The 24,504-nt window shown below is 37.6% G+C and carries 26 protein-coding genes; 20 read left to right on the top strand and 6 right to left on the bottom strand.

Annotation, left to right across the window (positions count from 1 at the left end):
• Positions 1 to 55 precede the first annotated feature (55 nt).
• From pgsA to A5N88_RS07605, 9 genes are all read left to right on the top strand, one after another.
• Entirely contained in the window at positions 56 to 634 is a 579-nt protein-coding gene (gene pgsA, locus A5N88_RS07645; RefSeq protein WP_066264563.1) for a CDP-diacylglycerol--glycerol-3-phosphate 3-phosphatidyltransferase, read from the top strand.
• A 32-nt stretch (positions 635 to 666) separates the two neighbouring features.
• The gene (locus A5N88_RS07640; protein WP_066264562.1) at positions 667 to 1,911 is read left to right on the top strand and encodes a competence/damage-inducible protein A; all 1,245 of its coding nucleotides are present in this window, start codon (positions 667 to 669) and stop codon (positions 1,909 to 1,911) included.
• A 525-nt stretch (positions 1,912 to 2,436) separates the two neighbouring features.
• Positions 2,437 to 3,474, top strand: coding sequence for a recombinase RecA (recA, locus tag A5N88_RS07635; protein WP_066264560.1), 1,038 nt, complete (start codon positions 2,437 to 2,439; stop codon positions 3,472 to 3,474).
• A 375-nt stretch (positions 3,475 to 3,849) separates the two neighbouring features.
• The gene (gene rny, locus A5N88_RS07630; protein WP_066264558.1) at positions 3,850 to 5,412 is read left to right on the top strand and encodes a ribonuclease Y; all 1,563 of its coding nucleotides are present in this window, start codon (positions 3,850 to 3,852) and stop codon (positions 5,410 to 5,412) included.
• Between the two features lie 265 nt (positions 5,413 to 5,677).
• Positions 5,678 to 6,478 carry a TIGR00282 family metallophosphoesterase gene (locus tag A5N88_RS07625; RefSeq protein WP_066264557.1) on the top strand — a complete coding sequence of 267 codons (801 nt, stop codon included), beginning with the start codon at positions 5,678 to 5,680 and terminating at the stop codon, positions 6,476 to 6,478.
• A 145-nt stretch (positions 6,479 to 6,623) separates the two neighbouring features.
• On the top strand, positions 6,624 to 6,884 hold the full coding sequence (gene spoVS, locus A5N88_RS07620; RefSeq protein WP_019391885.1) for a stage V sporulation protein SpoVS: 261 nt from the start codon (positions 6,624 to 6,626) through the stop codon (positions 6,882 to 6,884).
• A 527-nt stretch (positions 6,885 to 7,411) separates the two neighbouring features.
• Entirely contained in the window at positions 7,412 to 8,956 is a 1,545-nt protein-coding gene (gene miaB / locus A5N88_RS07615) for a tRNA (N6-isopentenyl adenosine(37)-C2)-methylthiotransferase MiaB (protein ID WP_066264555.1), read from the top strand.
• Between the two features lie 2 nt (positions 8,957 to 8,958).
• Positions 8,959 to 9,390 (top strand): YlbF/YmcA family competence regulator, encoded by a 432-nt coding sequence (locus A5N88_RS07610; protein WP_066264553.1) that lies wholly within the window; start codon positions 8,959 to 8,961, stop codon positions 9,388 to 9,390.
• A 549-nt stretch (positions 9,391 to 9,939) separates the two neighbouring features.
• A complete protein-coding gene (locus A5N88_RS07605; RefSeq protein WP_066264551.1) occupies positions 9,940 to 10,479 on the top strand; it encodes an outer spore coat protein CotE in 540 nt (179 codons plus the stop codon).
• Between the two features lie 140 nt (positions 10,480 to 10,619).
• Here the strand turns inward: A5N88_RS07605 and A5N88_RS26095 are convergent, their stop codons facing one another.
• On the bottom strand, positions 10,620 to 10,754 hold the full coding sequence (locus A5N88_RS26095) for a hypothetical protein (protein WP_260525548.1): 135 nt from the start codon (positions 10,752 to 10,754) through the stop codon (positions 10,620 to 10,622).
• 126 nt (positions 10,755 to 10,880) lie between these two features.
• Between A5N88_RS26095 and A5N88_RS07600 the strand changes: the two genes are divergently transcribed.
• From A5N88_RS07600 to mutL, 4 genes are all read left to right on the top strand, one after another.
• A complete protein-coding gene (locus A5N88_RS07600; RefSeq protein ID WP_066264550.1) occupies positions 10,881 to 11,339 on the top strand; it encodes a helix-turn-helix domain-containing protein in 459 nt (152 codons plus the stop codon).
• A 25-nt stretch (positions 11,340 to 11,364) separates the two neighbouring features.
• Positions 11,365 to 11,739: a VOC family protein gene (locus tag A5N88_RS07595; RefSeq protein WP_066264548.1), complete on the top strand. Its 375-nt coding sequence runs from the start codon at positions 11,365 to 11,367 to the stop codon at positions 11,737 to 11,739.
• Between the two features lie 498 nt (positions 11,740 to 12,237).
• On the top strand, positions 12,238 to 14,838 hold the full coding sequence (gene mutS / locus A5N88_RS07590) for a DNA mismatch repair protein MutS (RefSeq protein ID WP_066264546.1): 2,601 nt from the start codon (positions 12,238 to 12,240) through the stop codon (positions 14,836 to 14,838).
• A 12-nt stretch (positions 14,839 to 14,850) separates the two neighbouring features.
• Positions 14,851 to 16,779, top strand: a complete 1,929-nt coding sequence (gene mutL / locus A5N88_RS07585) for a DNA mismatch repair endonuclease MutL (protein WP_066264545.1) — start codon at positions 14,851 to 14,853, stop codon at positions 16,777 to 16,779.
• Positions 16,780 to 16,857: 78 nt separating this feature from the next.
• Here the strand turns inward: mutL and A5N88_RS07580 are convergent, their stop codons facing one another.
• The 5 genes from A5N88_RS07580 to A5N88_RS07560 form a co-directional block, all read right to left on the bottom strand.
• Positions 16,858 to 18,015: a site-specific integrase gene (locus tag A5N88_RS07580; RefSeq protein ID WP_066264544.1), complete on the bottom strand. Its 1,158-nt coding sequence runs from the start codon at positions 18,013 to 18,015 to the stop codon at positions 16,858 to 16,860.
• Between the two features lie 142 nt (positions 18,016 to 18,157).
• A complete protein-coding gene (locus A5N88_RS07575) occupies positions 18,158 to 18,700 on the bottom strand; it encodes a hypothetical protein (RefSeq protein ID WP_066264543.1) in 543 nt (180 codons plus the stop codon).
• A gap of 16 nt (positions 18,701 to 18,716) precedes the next feature.
• Positions 18,717 to 19,595 carry a DUF4747 family protein gene (locus tag A5N88_RS07570; RefSeq protein ID WP_066264542.1) on the bottom strand — a complete coding sequence of 293 codons (879 nt, stop codon included), beginning with the start codon at positions 19,593 to 19,595 and terminating at the stop codon, positions 18,717 to 18,719.
• Between the two features lie 140 nt (positions 19,596 to 19,735).
• Positions 19,736 to 20,167 (bottom strand): ImmA/IrrE family metallo-endopeptidase, encoded by a 432-nt coding sequence (locus tag A5N88_RS07565; protein WP_066264541.1) that lies wholly within the window; start codon positions 20,165 to 20,167, stop codon positions 19,736 to 19,738.
• Positions 20,168 to 20,185: 18 nt separating this feature from the next.
• A complete protein-coding gene (locus tag A5N88_RS07560; protein ID WP_066264539.1) occupies positions 20,186 to 20,635 on the bottom strand; it encodes a helix-turn-helix domain-containing protein in 450 nt (149 codons plus the stop codon).
• 161 nt (positions 20,636 to 20,796) lie between these two features.
• Between A5N88_RS07560 and A5N88_RS07555 the strand changes: the two genes are divergently transcribed.
• From A5N88_RS07555 to A5N88_RS07530, 7 genes are all read left to right on the top strand, one after another.
• A complete protein-coding gene (locus A5N88_RS07555; protein ID WP_066264537.1) occupies positions 20,797 to 21,021 on the top strand; it encodes a helix-turn-helix domain-containing protein in 225 nt (74 codons plus the stop codon).
• A 34-nt stretch (positions 21,022 to 21,055) separates the two neighbouring features.
• Positions 21,056 to 21,358, top strand: coding sequence for a hypothetical protein (locus A5N88_RS07550; RefSeq protein ID WP_066264536.1), 303 nt, complete (start codon positions 21,056 to 21,058; stop codon positions 21,356 to 21,358).
• A 67-nt stretch (positions 21,359 to 21,425) separates the two neighbouring features.
• A complete protein-coding gene (locus A5N88_RS07545; protein WP_066264534.1) occupies positions 21,426 to 21,947 on the top strand; it encodes a hypothetical protein in 522 nt (173 codons plus the stop codon).
• Position 21,948: 1 nt separating this feature from the next.
• Complete coding sequence (locus A5N88_RS24785; RefSeq protein WP_157090624.1) at positions 21,949 to 22,098, top strand: hypothetical protein; 150 nt, start codon at positions 21,949 to 21,951, stop codon at positions 22,096 to 22,098.
• 120 nt (positions 22,099 to 22,218) lie between these two features.
• The gene (locus A5N88_RS07540; RefSeq protein WP_232317547.1) at positions 22,219 to 22,503 is read left to right on the top strand and encodes a YqaI family protein; all 285 of its coding nucleotides are present in this window, start codon (positions 22,219 to 22,221) and stop codon (positions 22,501 to 22,503) included.
• Positions 22,504 to 22,605: 102 nt separating this feature from the next.
• Positions 22,606 to 23,550 (top strand): YqaJ viral recombinase family nuclease, encoded by a 945-nt coding sequence (locus A5N88_RS07535; RefSeq protein WP_066264533.1) that lies wholly within the window; start codon positions 22,606 to 22,608, stop codon positions 23,548 to 23,550.
• On the top strand, positions 23,550 to 24,407 hold the full coding sequence (locus A5N88_RS07530; RefSeq protein ID WP_066264532.1) for a recombinase RecT: 858 nt from the start codon (positions 23,550 to 23,552) through the stop codon (positions 24,405 to 24,407). Before A5N88_RS07535 ends, A5N88_RS07530 begins: the two co-directional genes overlap by 1 nt.
• Positions 24,408 to 24,504: the final 97 nt, after the last annotated feature.

Below are 24,504 nucleotides of genomic sequence, written 5' to 3'. Positions count from 1 at the left end.
GCCATTCTAATGAGAATCGACGTATACAATATTTGTAACCTTGGAGGAAAGCCTTGTGAATTTACCTAATAAAATTACCGTTTCACGTGTTTGTTTAATACCTATTTTTTTAATTATTATGATTGTGCCTTTTCATTGGGGAACGATCATTTTATTCACTACACATATACCAGTAACGCATTTTATTGGTGCAATTATTTTTATCATTGCTTCCGTTACGGACTGGATCGATGGTTACTATGCCCGCAAATTGAATCTGGTCACTAATTTAGGGAAGTTCTTAGACCCCCTTGCTGATAAGCTTTTAGTTTCTGCTGCCTTTATTATTCTTGTGGAATTGGGATATGCACCTTCCTGGATTGTAATTATTATTATCAGCCGTGAATTGGCGATTACAGGATTAAGAGCAATTCTAGCAGGAGAGGGAGAAGTTGTTGCGGCAAAAATGCCTGGGAAAATTAAAACCTGGACTCAAATAATTGCCATATCCCTAATGTTATTGCATAACTTCCCTTTTCAGGCTGTTTCGTTCCGGTTTGATCTAGTTGCATTATGGGTATCTATGATTTTTACGATTTGGTCAGGATGGGATTATTTTTATAAAAACCGCCACGTCTTTAAAAATTCTAAATAACACCCGGCTATTATAGAAAGGGGAAAAGCAAAATGAATGCCGAAATTATTGCAGTGGGCTCTGAGCTTTTGCTCGGGCAAATAACAAATACAAATGCTAAATTTATTTCTAAAGCACTTGCAGAAATCGGGGTTAATGTCTATTACCAGACAGTAGTGGGAGACAATCCTGAACGCTTGAAAGACAGTATTCAAATTGCAGAAAAACGGGCTGATTTAATCATTTTTACAGGAGGACTTGGACCAACCAAGGACGACCTGACAAAAGAGACCATTGGAAGCCATATTGGAAAAGTCCTTGTGACAGATGAGAAAGCGATGGCATCGATTGAACAATATTTTTCGAGAACCAATCGGATAATGACGGAAAATAATAAAAAGCAGGCGCTCGTTATTGAGGGTTCAACGGTTCTTCCTAATGATTTCGGAATGGCCCCTGGAATGTTTTTATCGCAAGGCAGCCTCTCTTATATGCTCTTGCCCGGTCCTCCTTTTGAAATGGAGCCGATGTTTTTAAACTATGGAATACCTGCTATTAAAGAAAAACTGGAAATCGTTGAAAAGATAGAATCGAGAGTTCTGCGTTTTTTTGGAATAGGAGAGTCGCAGCTTGAGACAGAAATAGAAAGCATTATAGACCAGCAGACAAATCCTACGGTTGCCCCTTATGCAGGCAATGGAGAGGTAACATTGCGAATTACCGCTAAGCATCATTCCAGTGATGAAGCAGAGCGAATGATCGATGAGATGGAGAAAAGGATACTGTCGCGGGTTGGGAAATATTTTTATGGATATAATGAGACTTCCCTTATTAGGGAATTATTGAAAGCACTTGAGAAGAAAAGCTTTACCATATCCTGTGCGGAGAGTTTAACGGCGGGTCTGTTTCAGTCAGAAATGGCATCTGTTACAGGCGTGAGCAAGATGCTGAAAGGTGGAATTGTCTGTTATTCCAATGAGGCTAAAATGAAGCTGGTGAATGTGAAAAAGGATACGCTCGATACTTTCGGCGCTGTCAGCAAAGAATGTGCAAGTGAATTGGCTGAAAATATACGGACGCTTTTAGATACAGATATTGGGATTAGTTTTACAGGTGTTGCAGGCCCGGACACCTTGGAAGGGCATCCGTCGGGAACCGTCTGGATTGGGATTTCAATAAAAGGAAAAGAGACAAAAACTACTGAGCTGAAGCTGGCTGGCAATCGGAATAATAATCGGGTGCGGACGGTGAAGAACGGCATAAATTTACTGCTTGCTGAGTTAAAAACAAATGATTAAAAACTCTATCGGATTCAAGAGGTGAAAAGCTTTCTGCACAGCCTTTTGAATCTTTTTTCATAAACTAGCTTCTAATTGACTTAAAATATGATAAATATAGTAGGTTCAGTAATGAAATTTTGAAATGGATACGTACAGAAACCTCGATGCGGTCCAAATACAAAATAGTATTTTCATCACTGCGCTATATTATTTGCGAAAACACTCTTTGAGAAATATAGTCAGAAAATAAGATGATTTTCTATTATAGTCAATGAGTATTAGGCTATTTTAATATTTTAGCCGATTAAAAAAGATGATTTTCCAATAGATTTCACCTGCGAAAAAAACGAATAAATGTTCGATTTTTTACTTGGCAAATGACAAAAAAACGGGTATAGTAAAAATAGAAATTATCCCTTGCACGAAAAGCTGTAAATTAGGTATTACAGTAGATTTAATGTGAATGGCTGGGAGATATTATTAGTTAACAACTATTGCTTTAGCATATTGATAGAATAGAGAAGAATAAAGGGAGGAAATATTGTGAATGATCGTCAAGCAGCCTTAGATATGGCTCTTAAACAAATAGAAAAACAATTTGGCAAAGGCTCTATTATGAAGTTGGGTGAACAGACCGACCGTAAAATATCAACGATACCAAGTGGATCTTTAGCACTGGATGTTGCTTTAGGAGTTGGCGGTTACCCGCGGGGCCGTGTAATTGAAATATACGGACCTGAAAGCTCTGGTAAAACAACTGTAGCACTTCATGCCATTGCGGAAGTTCAGGCGAAAGGCGGACAAGCCGCGTTTATTGATGCCGAGCATGCATTAGATCCTGTTTACTCCCAAAAACTTGGCGTAAATATTGATGAATTGCTTTTATCACAGCCGGATACGGGTGAGCAGGCTTTAGAAATTGCAGAAGCATTGGTGCGCAGCGGGGCAATTGATATTATTGTCATTGACTCTGTTGCTGCCCTTGTGCCTAAGGCGGAAATTGAAGGGGAAATGGGAGACTCCCATGTCGGCCTTCAGGCTCGCTTAATGTCGCAGGCATTACGTAAGCTTTCAGGTGCAATTAATAAATCAAAAACCATTGCCATTTTCATCAACCAGATCAGGGAAAAGGTTGGGGTTATGTTTGGAAATCCGGAAACAACTCCGGGTGGACGTGCGCTTAAATTCTATTCTTCTGTTCGTTTGGAAGTGCGCCGTGCTGAACAATTAAAGCAAGGAAATGATATTGTAGGTAATAAAACAAAAATCAAAGTGGTCAAAAATAAAGTTGCGCCTCCTTTCCGTGTAGCTGAAGTGGATATTATGTACGGAGAAGGTATTTCAAAAGAAGGTGAGCTTATTGATATGGCTTCTGAGATTGATATTATTCAAAAGAGCGGCTCCTGGTATTCTTATAATGATGAAAGATTGGGGCAAGGCCGTGAAAATGCAAAATTATTCTTAAAAGAAAATCGGGATCTTCGCAATGAAATTATGCTAAAGGTGCGCGATTATTTCGGGCTGGACGAAGAAAAAATTGCTCCGGAAGATGAAGGGCAAGAGGAATTTCATTTAGAATAAACAACGTAAAGGCTGAGAGTAGAGCTTATATGGCTTTGCTCTCTTTTTTTGGCCTTTTTGATAAGCTTTATTGCTATTGGGTTTAATTGGTCTAAAGAAGAATTTAAAAAATGATTGAATACCAAATGTTTTAATGTATTCAATGTTGGCGACAATAGAATATGAGCTTATGCTTCTTTACAGATTATGTTAATCCTATAATGATTATTTCTTGACAATAAATATATGGGTCGATAAAATTAAATTGTATAATTTTATTTTTAAAAATATGAAAAATTTCTTAGCCTAGTGCTGTATGTTGAAACCTGTGTAACAATGTAACAGCCGACATGTTTTTAGACATGATACAAGTTAATAGCAAGGGGAGGTGAAATGATGGTAGCTGTATATTTGATCATCTCCATATTGCTTGCCCTAATCGTCGGTGGAGTTGTTGGCTATATTTATCGAAAAACAATTGCAGAAGCAAAAATAGCGGGGGCCAGAAATGCTGCTGAACAAATCCTTGAAGAAGCAAAGCGGGAGGCAGAAGCATTAAAGAAAGAAGCCCTGTTAGAAGCGAAAGATGAAAATCATAAACTTCGTACTGAGACTGAACATGAACTTCGTGAACGAAGAAATGAATTACAGAAGCAAGAAAATCGCTTATTGCAAAAAGAAGAGAATCTTGACCGCAAGGACGAATCTTTGGACAAGCGTGAATTTACGCTTGAAAAGAGAGAAGATTCTCTGAATCAACGACAACAACATATTGAAGAGATGGAAAGCAAATTGGACGAGATCGTACAGAAACAAAAGACAGAACTAGAACGTATCTCGAGTCTGTCCCGTGAAGAAGCAAAAGCGATCATTCTTCAAAAAGTGGAAAATGAACTTACGCATGAAACGGCTATCATGATTAAAGAGAGTGAGATTCGTGCAAAAGAAGAAGCGGATAAGAAAGCCAAGAACCTTTTGTCATTAGCTATTCAACGATGTGCTGCAGAGCACGTTGCGGAAACGACAGTTTCTGTTGTGAATTTGCCGAACGATGAAATGAAGGGCCGTATTATCGGACGCGAAGGTCGTAATATTCGTACTTTAGAAACATTAACCGGTATTGATCTTATTATTGATGATACGCCGGAAGCTGTTATCCTTTCAGGCTTTGATCCGATTCGAAGAGAGACTGCAAGAATAGCATTGGAAAAATTGGTTCAGGACGGCCGTATCCATCCGGCACGCATTGAAGAAATGGTTGAAAAGTCCAGACGGGAAGTGGATGAATACATCCGTGAAATTGGAGAGCAGACCACATTTGAAGTGGGTGTACATGGACTACATCCAGACTTAATCAAAATACTTGGCCGTTTAAAATTCCGTACAAGCTATGGACAAAATGTCTTGAAGCATTCTATGGAAGTTGCATATCTTACTGGATTGCTTGCGGCAGAACTTGGAGAAGATGAAAGACTTGCTAGACGTGCAGGCTTGCTGCATGATATAGGTAAAGCAATTGACCATGAAGTGGAAGGCAGCCATGTTGAAATTGGCGTGGAACTGGCTACTAAATATAAAGAACATCCAGTTGTGATTAACAGTATAGCTTCTCACCATGGTGATACTGAACCAACATCTATCATTGCTGTATTGGTGGCAGCAGCAGATGCTTTATCTGCCGCTAGACCGGGGGCACGCAGTGAAACGCTTGAAAATTATATTCGCCGCCTTGAAAAGCTTGAAGAAATTTCCGAGTCTTATGATGGTGTTGAAAAATCTTTTGCTATTCAAGCTGGACGTGAAGTTCGCATAATGGTAAAGCCAGAACAGATTGATGATTTAGAAGCTCATAGATTGGCCCGCGATATCAGAAAACGCATTGAAGGTGAACTTGATTATCCTGGCCACATCAAAGTCACGGTCATTCGTGAAACAAGAGCGGTTGAATACGCAAAGTAAGCGGTGTACTTTTACACCGCTTTTTTTATTTTAGGATAAGTATAAAATTATTATTACATAGTTGAAGAGTACGAAATCTCTGTGCCGATGAGCAAGCCGCTTGCGATTTCCTTTTGCGAATACACTCAAAATAAATTCTCCAGACGGAAACACACGCTTATTTCAGCTGATGGAGGATTATTAACCTAAATGAGATAAGAACCTGAAATAAGTGATATAATGGTTTAATATAAGAGTGAAATTTTTAAATAGGAAGGGCTTTTTAATGAAAATTTTATTTGTGGGAGATGTAGTTGGATCTCCTGGACGCGAAATGATTAAAGAATATCTGCCTAAGTTAAAGGCAAAATATCGGCCGCAGGCTACGATTATTAATGGAGAAAATGCTGCTGGCGGCAGAGGTATTACAGAATCTATCTATAAGGAATTTCTTGAGACGGGTGCAAATGCAGTTACCTTAGGAAATCATACATGGGATAATAAGGATATATTTGAATTTATAGATGATGCTAAATTCATGACAAGACCTGCCAATTTCCCAGAAGGAACGCCTGGTTCAGGTCTGATTTTTATCAAAGCTGAAGGAATTGAAACGGCGATTATCAATTTGCAGGGAAGAACTTTTATGCAGGCGCTTGATTGTCCATTTCAAAAAGCAGATGAGCTTATAAAAAAAGCAAAGGCAAGGACCAATATTATTTTTGTTGATTTCCATGCTGAGACAACCAGTGAGAAACAGGCAATGGGGTGGTATTTGGATGGTAAAGTAAGTGCGGTCATAGGTACCCATACTCATGTCCAAACGGCTGATAACAGAATTTTGCCAAAGGGTACAGCCTATCTGACCGATGTTGGAATGACAGGACCTTATGATGGCATATTAGGCATGGACCGAGAAGCAGTCATCAAAAGATTTATAACATCACTGCCGATCAGGTTTGAAGTTCCAAAAACAGGCCGCAAACAATTGAGTGCCTGCATCATAGAGATTGACCGTAAATCTGGAAAAGCAAATAAAATTGACACATTATTAATAAATGACGACCATTCCTTTATAGTGGAGTAAATAACTCCCACCTCCTTTACCCTTTTTTTGATACAGGCTGGAATAGTTTTATTTTTCAGTGAATATAGTAGCAATGGAAGGATTATACCAGGATTGTTCACTCTTGATGGGCATTCGGTATGGGGAATAACAAGGAGGAGAAGGAATGGAAATATTAAAAGTTTCAGCAAAATCTAATCCCAATTCTGTAGCTGGTGCACTCGCCGGAGTTCTTCGTGAGAGAGGGGGAGCAGAAATTCAGGCAATCGGTGCCGGAGCCTTAAATCAAGCTGTAAAGGCGGTAGCGATTGCAAGAGGATTTGTTGCCCCCAGCGGTGTTGATCTAATTTGTATTCCAGCTTTTACAGATATTCAGATTGATGGAGAAGAGCGGACAGCCATTAAATTAATTGTAGAGCCGCGTTAGTGACTGTATAAGGGGTGGAGTAAAGATTATAATAACTTTCCATTGTGCCATTCTATTAATACAAGAAGGCTGTTGTAGTCACGGGACCAGAATACATTTCTTACCTGTGAAAAGAGGAAATGATGAAATATATTTATAAAACCTTTTTTATCCAACCTATTTGCTTTAGCGAGTAGGTTTTTCTTATTGTTAGGCGTTGTTAAAGAACTTTGTTGTTTTTTAGCTCATTCATGTGAAACGGTAGTTTCACATGAATGAGCTAAAAACGAGCAGTTTTCAATATAGAATTATAACAGAGACTTTGTTATGAAGGAGAGTGAATTGGAAGGGGGTTATCATCGATAGTTTAAAATAAGTGAGGGCTATTGTTTTCAAAAATGAAAGGATTTATACTTAAGTAATGCATTATCCTGATTTTTTTAAGTGCCCCATGTTAAGATATTAACGATGGACAAGATCTAACATAATGATTATAGCATCCGTATGGTGCTATGATAAGCAGGATATAGAAGTGAAAGGAGATTTATATGAACGAAAAGCAGCGCTTAGAAGGACAACAAGTAAATACGATTAATCCAGCGGACAAAAAATCCGAAAAGGATTACAGTAAATACTTTCAATCTGTATATACCCCGCCGAATCTGAAAGAAGCTAGAAAGCGCGGAAAAGAAGAAGTAAAATACCACAATGATTTCCATATTGATGAAGAATTTAAAGGCATGGGCGAGGGACGAAAGTTTTATATTCGCACCTATGGCTGCCAAATGAATGAACATGATACAGAAGTAATGGCAGGTATTTTCATCCAGCTGGGTTATGAGCCTACAGATACTGTTGAAGATGCCAATGTTATTCTGTTGAATACATGTGCCATTCGTGAAAATGCTGAAAATAAAGTGTTTGGAGAAATTGGCCATCTTAAGCCCTTAAAATTAGAACGACCTGATTTATTAATCGGTGTGTGCGGCTGTATGTCTCAGGAAGAATCAGTTGTGAATAAGATTCTTGAGAAACATCAGCATGTAGATATGATTTTTGGTACACATAATATCCATCGTTTGCCAAACATTTTAAAAGAGGCTTACATGTCTAAGGCAATGGTTGTTGAAGTGTGGTCAAAAGAAGGAGACGTTATTGAAAACCTTCCGCGTGTCCGCCGCGGCAACATTAAAGCATGGGTAAATATCATGTACGGCTGTGACAAGTTCTGTACCTATTGCATTGTTCCATATACCCGCGGTAAAGAGCGAAGCCGCCGTCCTGAGGACGTTATACAGGAAGTGCGCCAGTTAGCTGCACATGGCTATCAGGAGATTACCCTTTTAGGTCAAAATGTAAACGCATATGGCAAAGATTTTGAGGATATTGAGTATGGGCTGGGCGATTTAATGGATGATCTTCATAAAATTGATATTCCCAGAATTCGCTTCACAACCAGTCATCCGCGTGATTTTGACGATCGCCTCATTGAAGTTCTGGCTAAAAAAGGGAACATGGTTGAGCATATCCACCTGCCAGTACAGTCCGGATCAAGTGAAATTCTGAAAATTATGGGCCGCAAATACACCAGGGAGCATTACCTTGAATTGGTACGTAAAATTAAAGCAGCGATTCCGGATGCTGTTTTAACTACTGATATTATTGTCGGTTTCCCAAATGAAACAGATGAACAATTTGAAGAAACCATCTCTTTATATAAAGAAGTTGGTTTTGAAGCAGCCTATACCTTTATTTATTCTCCTCGTGAAGGCACACCTGCAGCCAAAATGAAAGACAATGTGCCGATGAACGTGAAGAAAGAAAGATTGCAGCGGTTAAATGATGTGGTTAATGAGTACTCCAAAAAGGCTCTTGAAAGCTACAAAGGCCAAATTGTTGAAGTGTTGGTTGAAGGAGAAAGCAAAAATAATCCGGATGTACTTGCAGGCTATACAAGAAAAAGTAAATTAGTAAACTTTAAAGGACCTAAAACGGCTATTGGCCATCTTGTAAAAGTGAGAATTACGGATGCGAAAACATGGTCATTAAATGGGGAAATGGTGGAAGAATTAGAAGCGGCTGAGGTGAAATAATAATGGCAACCTATACGAAGCAGCAAATTATCGAGAAAGCTCGGGAAGTGGCAAGAATGATTGCAGAGACAGATGAAGTAGATTTCTTTAAACGGGCCGAAGCTCAAATAAATGAGAACCAGAAGGTCCGTGAAATGATTGCAAGTATAAAAAGCCTTCAAAAACAGGCTGTTAATTTCCAACACTATGGAAAAACAGAAGCCTTAAAAATGGTGGAAGCCAAAATTGAAAAATTAGAAGAAGAGCTTGATGAACTGCCAATCGTAAGAGAATTTAAACAATCACAAGTCGATGTGAATGATTTATTGCAAATAGTTGCTTCATCCATATCAAATACCGTAACGGATGAAATTATTATTTCTACAGGCGGAGATGTACTTCGCGGAGAAACCGGTTCGCAGGTAAGAAACTCGGTTCCCGGAAGCTGCAATTAATTCTCTGCTCACCATTGAAAGAAGACCTGGATTAAACTTTTAATCCGGGTTTTTTGTTGCAAAAATCAATGCTTTTGCATATTAAAGCGTAAAAGGGGTCTGACCCCTTTAGTGGAGTAAAGTGATAAAGTTTTTAGTTTTTGCTATTATTCCCTTTGAATTATTCTTCTTGTTGAGAACATTATTTAACATTTGTGCTTCAGCTTTCCCCCTTATTAGAGCAATCAAAAAAATCTCCATAAGACACCCTTAATGTTGCACCCCTTGAAGTCATGTGGAAATTTCCAGGTGAGATAAAGCAAAGAAATCAGAAAATGATAGGTTTCCAGAGCTTTGTGACAGAGCCCAGAACATATCATTAGTCCATACATATAATGAAATAACCCAAAAGCTTTTAGGCGTGAATGATTCTTGTCCTTCTTTGTTTTCATGGCTCATAAAAAGATGCTAAGAAAGCTTTGAAATTAAAGAAACAACTTGAAAACATGGCACACTAGTCTATGGGCATGCATAGGATGAATTGAAAATAAATGAGGAGGGTTCGCTCGAATGGCAGAATACAGAGAGATTATTACAAAAGCAGTCGTAGCGAAGGGACGAAAATTTACTCAGTCCAATCATACGATCTGCCCGCCGCATCATCCATCGAGCATATTAGGTTGCTGGATCATTAATCATCAATATGAAGCACGCAAAATTGACAAGAAAGTTGAGATTTGCGGAACATATGATATTAACGTCTGGTATTCCCATCATGACAATACGAAAACATCGGTTGTTACAGAAAAAGTGGAATACACAGATGTTGTAAAGCTTCATTACCGTGATCCTGATTGCCTTGATGATAAAGAGGTAGTTGCACGTGTGCTTCAGCAGCCTAATTGCATCGAAGCCGTCATTTCCCCTAACGGAAATAAGGTGATTGTAAACACGGAACGTGAATTTCTGGTTGAGGTAATAGGAGAAACCAAGGTTTGCGTTGTCATCCATCCAGACGGATGTGATTGTGAGGATGAGTGGGAAGAAGATTTAGAAGATGAATTTGAAGCATTAAATCCTGATGTTCTGTTCGGTTCAGAAGAGGAATAAGAGTATACCGCTCAATAAGCATATCATATAAACAAAACTGGAACATTGCCGCAGTCTCAATGATTGTGGTAATGTTTATTTTATTTTACAGTCTTTTTTTAATATATATATATAAATTGAAAATAGGTTTTTCTTATAAATTAACTATTGATTTCCGCTGCAGGCACTCGCTTTCCACGGGGCAGACAGGGAGTCTCCCAAGCGCAAATTGCTCCTTTGGGGCCTCCCTTTGTCAGCTTGTCCCGCAGGAGTATCGTGCCTTCCGTTCCAATCATCAGAGTACAACCTTAAATTCAACATATATAGTATGGTTCAAAAATAAATGGCGGGAAACCCTTTTCATTTTTTAAATTTACTGTAAAATGGAAATATAAAAAGGAAAATAAGGGCAGTGTTTTTTTATGGATAAAGAGGAGATACTTGAACGAATATCAGCTAATTTAAAGCAAATCAGACTGGAAAATGAGCTTTCCCTTGATAAAATGGCAGAGCTTTTAGGAATGTCTAAAAGGATGCTTACTCAAATAGAAAAGGGAAAGACACAAGTTTTATGGATACATACGATTGGCATCTGTGCGTTATTTTCTGAGAGTTCAATTTTGACATCGTTAGTGGGGGATGACCCCCTTTACACTATACAAATGCTTTCCTATGAAAAACCATACAGGCCTAAAAACAAGACCTATGGAGGAAAAGTATGGTGGAAGGAACTGAAGACATTGGGGAATTTTTCATTGCAGCAAAATATGATAAGCCAGCATTTTAGAATTGTGGATAATGAACAGGATCGATGGTACAGTACATTTGATGAACAAGAGGCAACTCTTAAACTGATAGAATTACATAAAGAAGATTCTTAATCTATAATAGGCGGGAGGATTCCTTATGACATTTTCTTTTACAGGTATAGATCATATTCAAGTGGCAGGACCAAAAGGATGTGAAGAGGAAGCAAAAAGATTTTACAGCGGTATTTTAGGACTGAAGGAATTGCCTAAACCGGAAAATTTAAGAGCAAGGGGAGGCTGCTGGTTTCAATGCGGGGACCAGGAAATTCATGTCGGAATTGAAGAGGAATTCTCGCCGGCTAAAAAAGCTCATCCGGGTTTGCTTGTTCATAATTTGCTTTCTCTTAAACAGACTCTTGAGGAACACCATATCCCAATAAAAGAAGAGCCTCCTATACAAGGAAGAATTAGAATTCATGTTTCTGATCCTTTTGGAAACAGGCTTGAATTCCTGGAGTTTTTGAATAAGTAAGGGCAGGGATGAGAAATCATTTAGATAGTCTCTCTGGAGTAATGCAGCAGTTGCACATGAATGGCAGTCAAAAAAGATGTATGGTCAGCATACGTCTTTTTTTTATGACTGTTTCTGCATTGATTGTTCCTATACGTACAATGGATAATACGTATGTTGTATACTGTTCAAATAAAGCCGCTCATGCCCTTTTACGATGACGGTATGTGCAAGATTTCTGCATCAATTTGTATACCGGATTCAGCTATCCCAAATGACTTCCTTACATTCGTATAAAACGGACTTGAGTTATTCCCCTCGCTTTAAGGTTGCAGTAAAGAAAGGAAACCTTTCCTTTCTTTACTGTTAAATGAACAAAAAATCAACAGAGTCCCTTAATAAAGCCTTATTTACAGTAAGAACGCCATTTTCATATAGTTTAAAAAATGTAGGGCCAAAGAGGAATATGGTATAATAAGATTTATTGAGATTTGAACGGAAAGGGTTTTGGTGTTCATTATGGGTCAATACACTCCAATGATTCAACAATATTTAAAAGTAAAGGCTGAGTATCCGGATGCCTTTTTATTTTTTAGATTGGGAGATTTCTATGAAATGTTTTTTGAGGATGCAATTAATGCATCCCAGGAGCTGGAGATTACTCTTACAAGCAGGGATGGCGGTTCCGAAGAGCGAATTCCGATGTGCGGAGTACCTTATCATTCTGCCCCGGGCTATATTGATATTCTTGTAGGTAAAGGATATAAAGTAGCTATTTGCGAACAGACAGAAGATCCTAAACAGGCAAAAGGGGTTATAAAAAGGGAAGTCGTTCAGTTGATTACGCCTGGGACAATGATGGAGGGAAAAGGCTTAACTGATAAGGAAAACAACTTTATTGCCTCTCTTACTGTCTTTGAAGATAATTGTTTTGGACTGGCTTATGCTGACTTATCTACTGGTGAGAATCGAGTTACCATAATCGAAGATCGATTTGAGACGGTTGTTAATGAAATTATCACTATAGGGGCAAGGGAAGTGGTCGTTCACTCTGACTTTAGTGAGGATTTTAAACTAAAGCTTTCAGAGAGGTCCACTTTAACCTTTTCGATTGAAGAGGATACTTCCCTAAAACAGGAATATGCCCCTTTGCTTACCTCCCTGCAGGACAAAAGGCATCATGCGGCAGTTAATAGACTTTTAAATTATTTAAACAGAACACAAAAACGCAGTTTAGATCATCTTCAGAAGGTATCAGCCTATATGCTCCATCAGTTTATGAAGATGGACTACTATTCGAAACGCAATCTTGAATTAACAGAAACCATCCGCTCAAAAGGAAAAAAGGGTTCCTTGCTTTGGCTGCTGGATGAAACAAAAACGGCAATGGGAGGAAGAATGCTAAAACAATGGATTGACCGTCCTCTCTTGAGTATGGATGGCATTCTGCTGCGACAAACCCATGTAGATGCTTTCCTTGCCAACTATTTTGAAAGGGAGGACCTGAGAGACCATTTAAAAGAAGTATATGACCTCGAGCGGTTAGCGGGACGCGTTGCGTTTGGAAATGTAAATGCCCGTGATTTAATTCAATTAAAATACTCTCTGCAGCAGGTTCCAGTTCTTAAAAGTATTATGGAATCAATTGGGAAGGGTTCATTAGAGGAGCTGACTGCAACCCTCGATCCATGTGAAGAATTGCAGGATTTACTGGAACGCTCTCTGATCGAAAACCCGCCTATCTCAGTAAAAGAAGGCGGCATTATTCAGGATGGCTTCAATGAAGATCTCGACCGTTACAGGGATGCCAGCAGAAACGGAAAGAAATGGCTGGCACAGCTGGAACAGGAAGAGCGAAGCCGTACGGGGATTAAGTCGCTAAAAATAGGTTATAACCGGATTTTTGGTTATTTCATAGAAGTGACAAAATCCAATTTGCAGCATTTGGAAGAGGGCAGATATGAAAGAAAACAGACTCTGGCAAATGCAGAAAGATTTATTACACCGGAGCTGAAGGAAACGGAAGCTTTAATTCTGGAGGCTGAAGAAAAAAGCGTGGACTTGGAATACGAGCTCTTCAAACAAGTAAGAGAAACAGTAAAGGAATATATCCCAAGACTTCAAAGCCTGGCCAAAGTGATTAGTGAATTAGATGTTCTTCAATGCTTTGCAACCGTTAGTGAAAAAAGGCATTATGTAAAGCCTGTATTTAATCATAAACGCAAAATGATCATCAGGGATGGACGGCACCCTGTAGTAGAAAAAGTAATGAACGCACAGGAATATGTACCAAACGATTGTGAAATGGATTCAGAAAGGGAGCAGTTATTAATTACGGGTCCCAATATGTCAGGGAAAAGTACGTATATGCGCCAAATTGCATTAACGGCCATTTTAGCGCAAATTGGCTGCTATGTTCCTGCCAGTGAAGCAGTTCTTCCAATATTTGATCAAATTTTTACGAGAATTGGTGCAGCAGACGACCTAATTTCGGGACAAAGCACCTTTATGGTGGAAATGCTTGAGGCAAAGAATGCCATTACCCATGCAACAGAACAGAGTTTAATCCTATTTGATGAAATTGGACGGGGGACCTCCACCTATGATGGAATGGCTCTTGCCCAGGCAATTATTGAATATATTCACCAATATATTGGAGCCAAAACACTATTTTCCACGCACTATCACGAATTGACTGTTTTGGAAAAAGAACTTCCAAAGCTAAGGAATGTGCATGTAAGTGCCATTGAACAAAATGGGAAAGTAGTATTCCTGCATAAAATTAAGCAAGGTCCTGCTGATAAAAGCTATGGAATCCATGTAGCACAGCTGGCCGAACTTCCGCCTAAACTTATTCAGCGTGCGAATGAAATTCTGCTCACACTTGAAAATATGGATCAGCCAAAAGCAGAATTAAATGTAAGACCTGTTCCAGAGATTAGGGAAGCAGGCCCTCTTGAGCAGCTATCTCTTTTTGATGAGCCTAAAAAGACGAAGAAAGAACTAACCTCAAAGGAACGAAAAATAGTAGAAGAACTTAAATCTATTGAACTTCTTGAAATGAATCCATTACAGGCAATGAATGTCCTGTATGAGCTTCAAAAAAAGCTGAAAGGATAGGCGGTGGAAATCATGGGGAAGATTATCCAGCTCGATGATATTCTCTCCAATAAAATTGCAGCAGGTGAAGTAGTGGAAAGGCCTGCTTCTGTGGTGAAAGAGCTTGTGGAGAATGCGATCGATGCAAAAAGCACAGTGGTAGAAATTGATATAGAAGATGCGGGGCTTTCAAAGATCCGTATCATTGATAATGGCACTGGAATAGAAGAGGATGACGTTTTGCTTGCGTTTCACAGGCACGCTACAAGTAAAATTAAGGACGAAAATGATTTATTTCGCATTCGAACCCTAGGGTTTCGCGGAGAGGCGCTTCCAAGTATTGCATCTGTTTCTAATTTGGAGCTTGTCACTTCAACCGGCGATGGAGCAGGCAGCCGCGTAGTGATTGAAGGCGGAAAGGTACTGGAAAATGAAAAGGCTTCTGCACGAAAAGGCAGTGATATTACTGTTTCAGATTTATTTTTTAATACGCCAGCCCGCTTAAAATATATGAAAACACTTCATACTGAACTCGGTAATATTACGGATGTTGTAAATCGCCTGGCGCTTGCCCATCCAGAGGTTTCTATACGGCTCCGCCATTATGACCGCATGCTTCTGCAAACAAATGGCAATGGGGATGTGCGCCAGGTATTGGCGGCTATTTATGGAATGAATATTGCTAAAAAGATGATTCCGGTTTCTGTGTCTTCTCTGGACTTTAAAATTTCAGGATATATCTCAATGCCCGAGGTGACAAGGGCATCAAGAAATTACATCTCGACTATGATTAACGGAAGATTTATTAAAAATTATTCTCTTGTTAAAGCCATCCAGGAGGGTTATCATACATTGCTGCCTATTGGCAGGTATCCAATTGTTCTATTAGCCGTTGAAATGGATCCGATTCTAGTAGATGTAAATGTACATCCATCTAAAATGGAGGTCAGGCTAAGCAAAGAACAGGAATTGAATCAGCTGGTGGCAGAAACGGTCAAAAACGCCTTTAAGTCCCGCGATCTAATTCCGTCGGGCTACTCGGCCATCAAAAAGGATTGGATAAAGCCGGAACAAACCGTTATGGAGTTAGACCATTTACCGGTTGAGGAAGTACCACGGCTGGAAAAAAAACCTGAAGCAGCACATCCGCTTTTTAAAGAACAGTTCAATAAAGGATTTACGATAGCAGAAGTCCCATCTTCAGAGCTGCCGATTAACAATCTTCCTTCTATTTCAATCGAGGAAAAGGCTGAAGAGCATGATAACCATCCAACTGAAGATCGCCGCTTGCCTGTTGCGGAAGATGTTATTTTTGAAATAAACGAGGATGAAAGAGAAGCAGAAATGGAAGACGAGAAAGTGGAAGAATCAGCAGCTTCTCGGATACCTCCAATGTATCCAATTGGCCAAATGCATGGAACATATATATTTGCCCAAAATGAGAAAGGTCTTTATATCATAGACCAGCATGCTGCCCAGGAAAGAATTAAATATGAATACTTTCGTGAAAAGGTTGGACGTGTAGAGAGGGAACTTCAGGATCTTTTGGTTCCTATCACACTGGAGTTTTCAACAGATGAGTATATTAAAATTCAGGAAAATCTTTCTGCATTAGAAGAAGTCGGCGTTTACCTGGAATCCTTTGGTCATAATAGCTTTATTACCCGTTCACACCCATCTTGGTTTCCAAAAGGAGAGGAAGAGCAGGTCATAGAAGAAATGATCGAACAAGTACTTACAATGAAAAAGGTAGATATTAAAAGGCTTAGGGAGGAAGCGGCCATTATGATGAGCTGCAAAGGCTCTATTAAAGCCAACAGGCACCTGAGAAATGACGAAATCCAATCCCTGCTTGACCAATTAAGACAGTCGTCCGATCCATTTACCTGTCCGCATGGTCGGCCAATCATTGTTCATTATTCCTCCTATGATATGGAGAAAATGTTTAAACGGGTAATGTAATTTTTAAATGAGAAGAATCCTTGATATATAAGGGTTCTTCTTTGTTTTTATAGCAATTTGACCACAATTTGACCACATTCATTGCTGACTGCGAGTTTTTTGAAGTGCATAGGAAAAATTTTCAGCAGATGAATCTTGTAAATTAGAAGAAACATGACTGTACTTATCTAAAGTAATGGAAACATTAGAATGTCCTAGTCGCTCAGAAACGACTTTTGAGTTTTCTCCAATCTCTAACATAATGGTGGCGTGTGTATGTCGCAAATCGTGAAATCTGATTCTTTTAACGCCAGCAAGTTTAATATCATAAAGAAACTGTTTGTGGATTGTATTGGGATTTAAAGGTTCTCCTCCAAACGCTGAAATAATAAAATGATCCTTATTTAACTTCAATCCAACTTTTAATAGTTGCTCCTGTTTTTTTACTTTATATGCCTGGAGTTCAGCGATTACATCATCGGTAATGGAAATATTCCTTTTTCCTGAGGCTGTTTTGGGATCTTGTAAAACAAGACCCTGTCCAGCAATATAGTATAATGAATGGGTTATGTGTATTCTTCTTTTATCAAAATCAATAGCCCCCCATTTTAATCCAAGTAATTCACCTCGTCTCATCCCTGTATAGATTGCTAAATAATAGAGAATAAAAATATGATCTTGCTGCTCTTTCATTCGTTTAAGAAATTTAATACATTCCTCAATTGACCAAGTTTCCACTTCGTTTTTCTTCCGGCGAGGTGCTTTAACATTACTCATAAAATCATTTTTTATGTATTTCCAATCAACTGCTGTCTGTGAAGCCGTTTTGAGGATTGCATGTATATATTGAATATATTCTTCTGTAAGACCTTCTTTCAAGAGGTCATTATAATATGAACTAATAAGTTTAGGGTTTATTTTTTTTACCTTGATGTGTCCAAACTTAGGAATAAGTCGTTTATTAACTACAGTAGTATAACCATAAAATGTCGAAGGCTTTACTGATTGCTTTGCAATAAGTTCAAGATAATCTTGAATTAAATCTTTAAAATGAACATCTTTTTCATTCACAAACGATTTATTTTCAATATCAAGGGTAATTTGATTAGCTGCTAATTCTGCTTCTTTTTTAGAATCAAAGCCCCTCCTTGTAATTTGTTTTCTTTTTCCTGTTTCCGGATCAATACCAAGATCAAGTGTGAAGGACCAAGTGTAACCTTTTTTATTTTTAGCTTGAATTTTTCTGAAATAAGCCATATTTAATCACTCCTTTTTTTTCATAATTTTAGAATAGCTATAAACTTGTATTTTTAAAGAGAGGTTATTATACAAATAAAGTAGAATGTACGTTCGTTTTTGGGGGTAAAATAAAAGCCCCTTTAGGGGCAAAAACTGCTTCTCAATCTTTAATTTGCGCTCTTTGAAGAGTTAGTTGCACTACCAAACCTGTTAATTTTACAGTACAAAAAGTTGCATAAATAAATATAAAAGTATTAAAAATGAACAAAAATTCAATTATATGCAAGTAGTTAAAATCTATTGAGGTTAGAAGCATAAGGAAAAAATATATAGTTAAATTCATTCCCCATAATCCAACTGCATACCAAAAAGGAAACAAGTATTTATGTAATAATTTTGTTTCTAAAAGGGCAGGAAGAAGTGATTGATGAAATACACTTACAGTAACAGCCAATGCGGCCAAAACTATTCCAAAAACAGTGGCTGAAGCCCCTAAAAGTGTAGCAGAAAAGTCTTTTGCTAATGAGTTGTATAAATTAAAGTCTTTACTGCATATTAGTAAATTGAATAATACTGTTAGTACTAAAGCATAAATGGTTGACCAATCCGCAAATAATGATTTAAATCCACTTATTTTTAGTAAACCAAAAAAAGTGGTTTCCTCATAGGTGATTTGGTATCTAGACGAGCTGTGTTTGCTCATTTTTTCACCCTCATCTTCATGATTTAGATATAGTATTCCTCATAAAATGAAAAATACGAGATATTATAGTATCGCGATCATTTTCAATAATATTAATTTGTTTAACAGAGTTACGAGATTTAAAATTCTTATTTTTTCTTTCTATACGAGGCTTTTTCTTTCCTTGTATAGTATATTCGTTATAACCACTGATATCAATGTCTCCATAGCCTCTTTCAACCAGAGTTATTCCATCTTCAATAACCTCCGTGAATGTAGGATTATAAGTGCTATTTGAAACATAAATATTAATTCCGTCCTTATTTTTCATTTCAATGTCCAATTCCTTTAAGTGGGAATCGTGAATTATTTTATTATAAAGATTAAATTCTTCTCTGCCTGGACCAGGATTAGGATGAATCAGATGAAAGGATATTTTTGTTACTTTATCATAAGAAATTAGTTCATCTTTAATTTTAAACGGAATAGGAATAGGATTTATCCTAACATCACCAACATAAGAGTCATTACTTAGTAGGTTCGTGAAAAAATTTCTAAATTCAAATGCTGATATGGAAGCATTTGACTCATGAACTAACAATTCGCTTTTGGCATCGTAAACAAAAAATGCTGTCTCTGCGAGTTCATTTTCGGAGGTCTCTACAAAGGTTTTAGAACCTAATTTATACTTTTGTGGTTTTCTTTTTGATTTAGTAACGTTTCCTATTATAAGATTATGTCCTTCATAATTAATTTGTTCAACATCCGTAAATGACCAATTCCATGTATGAATTTTTATTGGTACTGGGTTTAGAAGCACACGAGGAATATGGTAACTTATCAACTCATCTAAATTTTGGCTAAAAATATTTCCGTGTATATTTACTTTTGCTATGTAAAATTTTCTTTTTATCATTAGAGTCACCTTACTATACTATTTTGGTTTAATTGTGATTGTATCAGGGTTTCCAATATTCTTTAAAATTTCCATATTAATAATTAATTAACGAAAACAGGTATTTTCTTGAGCATTAGCTAATAAACCAAAATACCTATCTATAAATTAAAAAAATATAAGAATCTTTCCATATGTATTGGTATGCCATTTTTAACTAATATGTGGTGTGCAGTTTCATATTCTTGTAAATTCTCATTAGAAAGAAGAAGGTTTACGGCAAAACAATTTGCTTCAACTTCCAGTTTGTCAACAGAAAAAAATGTGCTATTCCTAAGAAAGGGGGTGTTTGCCCTTGGATGTAGTACAGCATGACCTAATTCATGAGCACAAACAAAACGTTGCAGCTCTTCGCTTAAGTTATTATTGATAAAAATATATTTATTTCGTTTGTCGTATTTATAAAACCCATTAATTTCTCTGTGTAAGTCCCAGGGAAAAACATGAATATTTAATAATGAAGATATCTTATAAGGATCTGTTTCTCTATACTTTTCTGTAAGATCCTTTACCATCCTTTTTACAGTTTTCATTGAAATCGCCCCACATTCCTATTCTTCGTTTTTCTCTCTATATTTTTTAGGAATGTACTTTTTATTAATTCTTTGAGTCTGTCGAACAGCATATTCCATTGCTTCTAATAGTGACTCCATGGCTTCCTGACTCATTGGCTCACCATAAAAGTTTAAGCCGTCTCCGTCACTGTTTGCCTCTTCTAAATCCTGTTTTATTTTTTCCATACGCTTTGCAATATCTTTTTCATCTTTTTGGTTTAATATAGAAGAATTTATAGTTGGATTGGGAGAATCAGTTCTACCTAATAAATAATCAGAGCTTACCTCAAAAAAATCAGCAAACTTATCAACCAGCTCAATGTCTGGCTTTCTTATTCCATTTTCGTAACCTGAAATAGTTGATTCAGCGAGGGAGAATTTGTTTCCAAATTCTTTCATAGTCAAACCTTTTTTCTTTCTTAATTCCCTTAGGCGTTTTCCAAACATATAATATTCCTCCGCAATTTCTTTCTAACTAGATTATACTTTGCGAAATGCAAACTTTAAACTTTTTTTAACAAACTTTGCAAAATGCGTTGACACTTTGCGAAACGCAATGTAATATAAATGTTGACAACACGATACGCGAAGTTGAGGGGGTGGAAAGTTTGAGTTTACCTAAAGAGGCTCGTTTATCTGCGGGATTTAGTCTTGAAGAGGCTGCGAAAAAACTTGATATATCAGCTGGTTATCTATCCCAAATTGAAAATGGGCAACGACAAATCAGTTCAAATCGCGCAGAAGAAATCGCAAATCTTTATAACAAAGAAAGAGAAGAAATTTTTTTGCCAAGTCGCTATGCGATACGCAAAGTTAAAAATCATTCAGCGTAGAAGTTAAATTAATTTAAAACAGGTGGTGAGCAAGTTGATCCAAGTAAATTTAGATTTTGCTGATGAAAAATTCCGTGAGGTTTTACGCCAAGAAATAGAAAAGGCAGTTGCTGATGTTGTAAGAAAAAATGAACTACCTCCAATGCTTACTAGACAAGAATTGATGGAGCTATTAAGGATTGGTCAAACAAAAGCATCAGAGCTGTTAAATCGATCAGACTTTCCTGTGTTCAGAGAAGCAGGAGTTCTTATTCCAACACACTTACTTTTCAAATGGATTGAAAAAAATACAAGGTGGCTCGAAAAAAATTCAAGATATTTTGATCAAGTTATTTGATTCTAGATTACTAGAATGAAAAGTATTTACAAATACAAACCACAATACAAAAAAAGGAGAATTCAATATGAGAGAATCGGCTTTTGTCGGGGGAGCAATAAAGACTCTTCAAATTCAGGAAGAGTTGTTTCAGGAGCAAATGGCTTTTGATTTAAATGTTTCCCCGCAGTTAATAAGCCACATGAAAAACAATCGGAGAAAAATGCAGCAGGACGTGGCCAAGCAATCTTTACTTACATATGACAATCCAATTTATTCAATGCAAATCCTTTATGAATTCAGCAATGGTATGACACCGCCAGTTTTGTCTGGTAAATCGGTTGAGAGGCATAGACTAGCAATAGAGGAACTTGCTATTAACGAAGCAAGAGAAGCAATACAAATCTTAGATGAAGTAAGCCTGGTTAAACCGCCAGCTGAAACAAACAAAGAAGAACGCGAAAGGATAGGTCAGGTAATAGATGAAATATCTGACGCAATAATGGCACTTACAAACCTTAAAGCAATATTGGGAGAGGAATACAACATTTCTCTTAAACAAAGATCAGAAAAACGGCTTCCAGTATGGAAGGCGAAAGGGTGGATTTAATATGAAAAGATTATTTACTAGTCCGCTAATGAAGGGTTCAGAAGTTAAATTATGGTGTCAAATGGCGAGGGATAACCAACTAAAGTTAACTCAAAGGGAGTTGGAGATGAAAGCTATTATTTTTACTGGAAATGAAAAAGCAGCAAGCTAAACGGACACTTAACTTACTGCCATTTAAAAGGATAAAAAAGGTTGGTTCCTTATTATATCTTACTAAATTTAATCATGCAATGGTGGGCACTTTGGTGCCTGTCATCATGGCTAGGATTGGATGTTTTCCCCTTATTATCCTTCAATCCTAGTTGTGATGATGGTCATCTACCATCGGGAAGAAGGTGAAAGTATGCAGCATCCCATGATTACTGAAATAGAAAAGTCAGGATATCCAAATATGATAGACCAACCAGAACATAACGGAATTGATTATTTTGGTGATGGAATTTTTACAGGTGATTCTATCGTGGAGGATACAGATACAGGAGAAATTATCCTTTTAGAAAATCTGGAAGATTATTTAATCGAGATTCGCGGCTTTAAGTTTATAAGGGCTGAATAATAAAAGATCCCTGTGGCAACAGGGATCAGTGAAGCACATCTAGATACAATTTCTTATATCTTATCGTACCTTGAAAACTGAATCAATAGGAGGGCCTGATACATGGCTATGAATGCTATTTCCACTAGAGAAATGACACGCACTCAATGGTTGGAAGAAAGAACTAAGGGTATCGGCGGAAGTGATGCTGGTATTATCCTTGGTCTGAACAAATATCGAACAACTTTTGAGCTTTGGCTTGAAAAGACAGGGCAAGTTACCCCTCAAGAACTTGATAATGAAGCGATCTACTGGGGAAATGAAATGGAAAATGTCGTAGCTAAAGAATTTGAGAAGAGAACTGAAAAAAAGGTTCGTCGTAGCAATTTTATGTATAGTCACGCTGAGTACCCTTTTATTACAGCAAATCTAGATCGGATAGTCGTAGGGGAGTCGGCAATCCTTGAGTGTAAGACAGCCAGTGCTTACATAGCAAAAGAATGGGAGGATGATGAAGTACCAGACGCCTATTTAGTTCAGGTCCAACATTATCTTGGAGTAACCGGCAAACAAAAAGGTTATATCGCAGTTTTAATTGGTGGTAATCATTTTGTATGGAAGGAAATTGAACGTGATGAAGAGCTTATTCAGATTATCTTTAATGCCGAAAAGCATTTCTGGGAATATCACGTTATTCAAGGGCATCCACCGGAATTAGATGGATCCAGTGCAGCGGAACATTATCTGAAAGAGAAATATGATCGAGCTGAGAAAGATAAGGAAATTATCTTACCTGCTGATTTCAAAGTATATCTTTCAAACTACGAAAAAATTAAAACGGATGAAAAGCTTATTAAAATAGCAAAGACAGAAATTGAAAACAAAATAAAAGCCGAGCTTAAGGATGCTGAATCGGGATTAACTGATAGTTTTTTAGTTACCTGGAAGAATCAATCACGCACAAGTGTTGATACGAAAGCTTTAAAAGAAAAGTTTCCTGATATCTATAAGGAAGTTTTAAAAGAATCTTGCTTCCGAAAATTCGCAGTAAAGGAGTTTGAAAATTAATGGCTACCAATGAAGGGTTGAAAAACCAATTATCAAACAAGCAAGAGGGAACAAGGCAAGTAGCTGCTCAAAACCTTGGACTTAAATCCCTTTTAAATACTCCAACCATGCAAAAGAAATTTGAACAGGTCTTATCTAAGAAAGCACCACAATTTATGGCTTCTGTCTTAAACCTTTATAACGGTGATCCTAACATTCAAGCAGCTGAACCAATGAGTATTGTATCTTCCGCAATGGTAGCTGCATCTTTAGATTTACCTATTGATAAGAATCTTGGGTATGCCTGGATAGTTCCATTCTATGACAGCAAAAAAGGGCATAAAGCAGCCCAGTTCCAACTTGGATATAAGGGATACATTCAGCTCGCCTTAAGGACAGGCCAGTATAAGGGAATAAACGTGATCCCGGTACATGAGGGGGAACTGGTTAAGTGGAACCGGCTTACAGAAGAGGTAGAGCTTAATTTGGAAGCTGCTACAAGTGAGAAGGTTATTGGTTATTGCGGATATTTTAAGCTAATCAATGGCTTCGAAAAGACAGTCTACTGGACACGTGATGAAGTTGAGGCTCATCGCATTAAACATAACAAGGCAAAAGACAAAAAATCCTTAAATAACGTGTGGAAATCCGATTATGATGCGATGGCCATGAAAACAGTACTTCGCAACATGCTAGGTAAATGGGGAATCCTCTCAGTGGAAATGCAAACTGCAGTTACTGAGGACGAGAAGGAACCAGAAATCAAGGATATTACTGAGGAATCAAATGAATCTAATATCATTGATTATCCATTCGAAGGTGTGCAAGAAGAAAAGAAAGAGGCAGTTCTTGAACAAGATGAGATTGTTTTTGAATGATGCTCAATTTCAATCAAGTACCTCATAAAGTCCTCCTCCCTAACTGGATCTGGGAGGAGGCAAAAACGAAGGAACATTTCAAAAAGCTCGTACTACA

The sequence above is a fragment of the Heyndrickxia acidicola genome (assembly GCF_001636425.1).
In the GTDB taxonomy this organism is placed as follows: domain Bacteria; phylum Bacillota; class Bacilli; order Bacillales; family Bacillaceae_C; genus Bacillus_AE; species Bacillus_AE acidicola.
Note: the sequence above shows the minus strand (reverse complement) of the source record. Positions and strands in the feature narration are given on the sequence as shown.

Bases quoted from the DNA above. Each gene is read 5' to 3' on its own strand.
- A5N88_RS07640 (WP_066264562.1), top strand. From the start codon at position 667: ATGAATGCCGAAATTATTGCAGTGGGCTCTGAGCTTTTGCTCGGGCAA.
- rny (WP_066264558.1), top strand. From the start codon at position 3,850: ATGGTAGCTGTATATTTGATCATCTCCATATTGCTTGCCCTAATCGTC.
- A5N88_RS07625 (WP_066264557.1), top strand. From the start codon at position 5,678: ATGAAAATTTTATTTGTGGGAGATGTAGTTGGATCTCCTGGACGCGAA.
- spoVS (WP_019391885.1), top strand. From the start codon at position 6,624: ATGGAAATATTAAAAGTTTCAGCAAAATCTAATCCCAATTCTGTAGCT.
- miaB (WP_066264555.1), top strand. From the start codon at position 7,412: ATGAACGAAAAGCAGCGCTTAGAAGGACAACAAGTAAATACGATTAAT.
- A5N88_RS07610 (WP_066264553.1), top strand. From the start codon at position 8,959: ATGGCAACCTATACGAAGCAGCAAATTATCGAGAAAGCTCGGGAAGTG.
- A5N88_RS07605 (WP_066264551.1), top strand. From the start codon at position 9,940: ATGGCAGAATACAGAGAGATTATTACAAAAGCAGTCGTAGCGAAGGGA.
- A5N88_RS26095 (WP_260525548.1), bottom strand. From the start codon at position 10,754: ATGATTGGAACGGAAGGCACGATACTCCTGCGGGACAAGCTGACAAAG.
- A5N88_RS07600 (WP_066264550.1), top strand. From the start codon at position 10,881: ATGGATAAAGAGGAGATACTTGAACGAATATCAGCTAATTTAAAGCAA.
- A5N88_RS07595 (WP_066264548.1), top strand. From the start codon at position 11,365: ATGACATTTTCTTTTACAGGTATAGATCATATTCAAGTGGCAGGACCA.
- mutS (WP_066264546.1), top strand. From the start codon at position 12,238: ATGGGTCAATACACTCCAATGATTCAACAATATTTAAAAGTAAAGGCT.
- mutL (WP_066264545.1), top strand. From the start codon at position 14,851: ATGGGGAAGATTATCCAGCTCGATGATATTCTCTCCAATAAAATTGCA.
- A5N88_RS07580 (WP_066264544.1), bottom strand. From the start codon at position 18,015: ATGGCTTATTTCAGAAAAATTCAAGCTAAAAATAAAAAAGGTTACACT.
- A5N88_RS07575 (WP_066264543.1), bottom strand. From the start codon at position 18,700: ATGAGCAAACACAGCTCGTCTAGATACCAAATCACCTATGAGGAAACC.
- A5N88_RS07570 (WP_066264542.1), bottom strand. From the start codon at position 19,595: ATGATAAAAAGAAAATTTTACATAGCAAAAGTAAATATACACGGAAAT.
- A5N88_RS07565 (WP_066264541.1), bottom strand. From the start codon at position 20,167: ATGAAAACTGTAAAAAGGATGGTAAAGGATCTTACAGAAAAGTATAGA.
- A5N88_RS07560 (WP_066264539.1), bottom strand. From the start codon at position 20,635: ATGTTTGGAAAACGCCTAAGGGAATTAAGAAAGAAAAAAGGTTTGACT.
- A5N88_RS07545 (WP_066264534.1), top strand. From the start codon at position 21,426: ATGAGAGAATCGGCTTTTGTCGGGGGAGCAATAAAGACTCTTCAAATT.
- A5N88_RS24785 (WP_157090624.1), top strand. From the start codon at position 21,949: ATGAAAAGATTATTTACTAGTCCGCTAATGAAGGGTTCAGAAGTTAAA.
- A5N88_RS07540 (WP_232317547.1), top strand. From the start codon at position 22,219: ATGTTTTCCCCTTATTATCCTTCAATCCTAGTTGTGATGATGGTCATC.
- A5N88_RS07535 (WP_066264533.1), top strand. From the start codon at position 22,606: ATGGCTATGAATGCTATTTCCACTAGAGAAATGACACGCACTCAATGG.
- A5N88_RS07530 (WP_066264532.1), top strand. From the start codon at position 23,550: ATGGCTACCAATGAAGGGTTGAAAAACCAATTATCAAACAAGCAAGAG.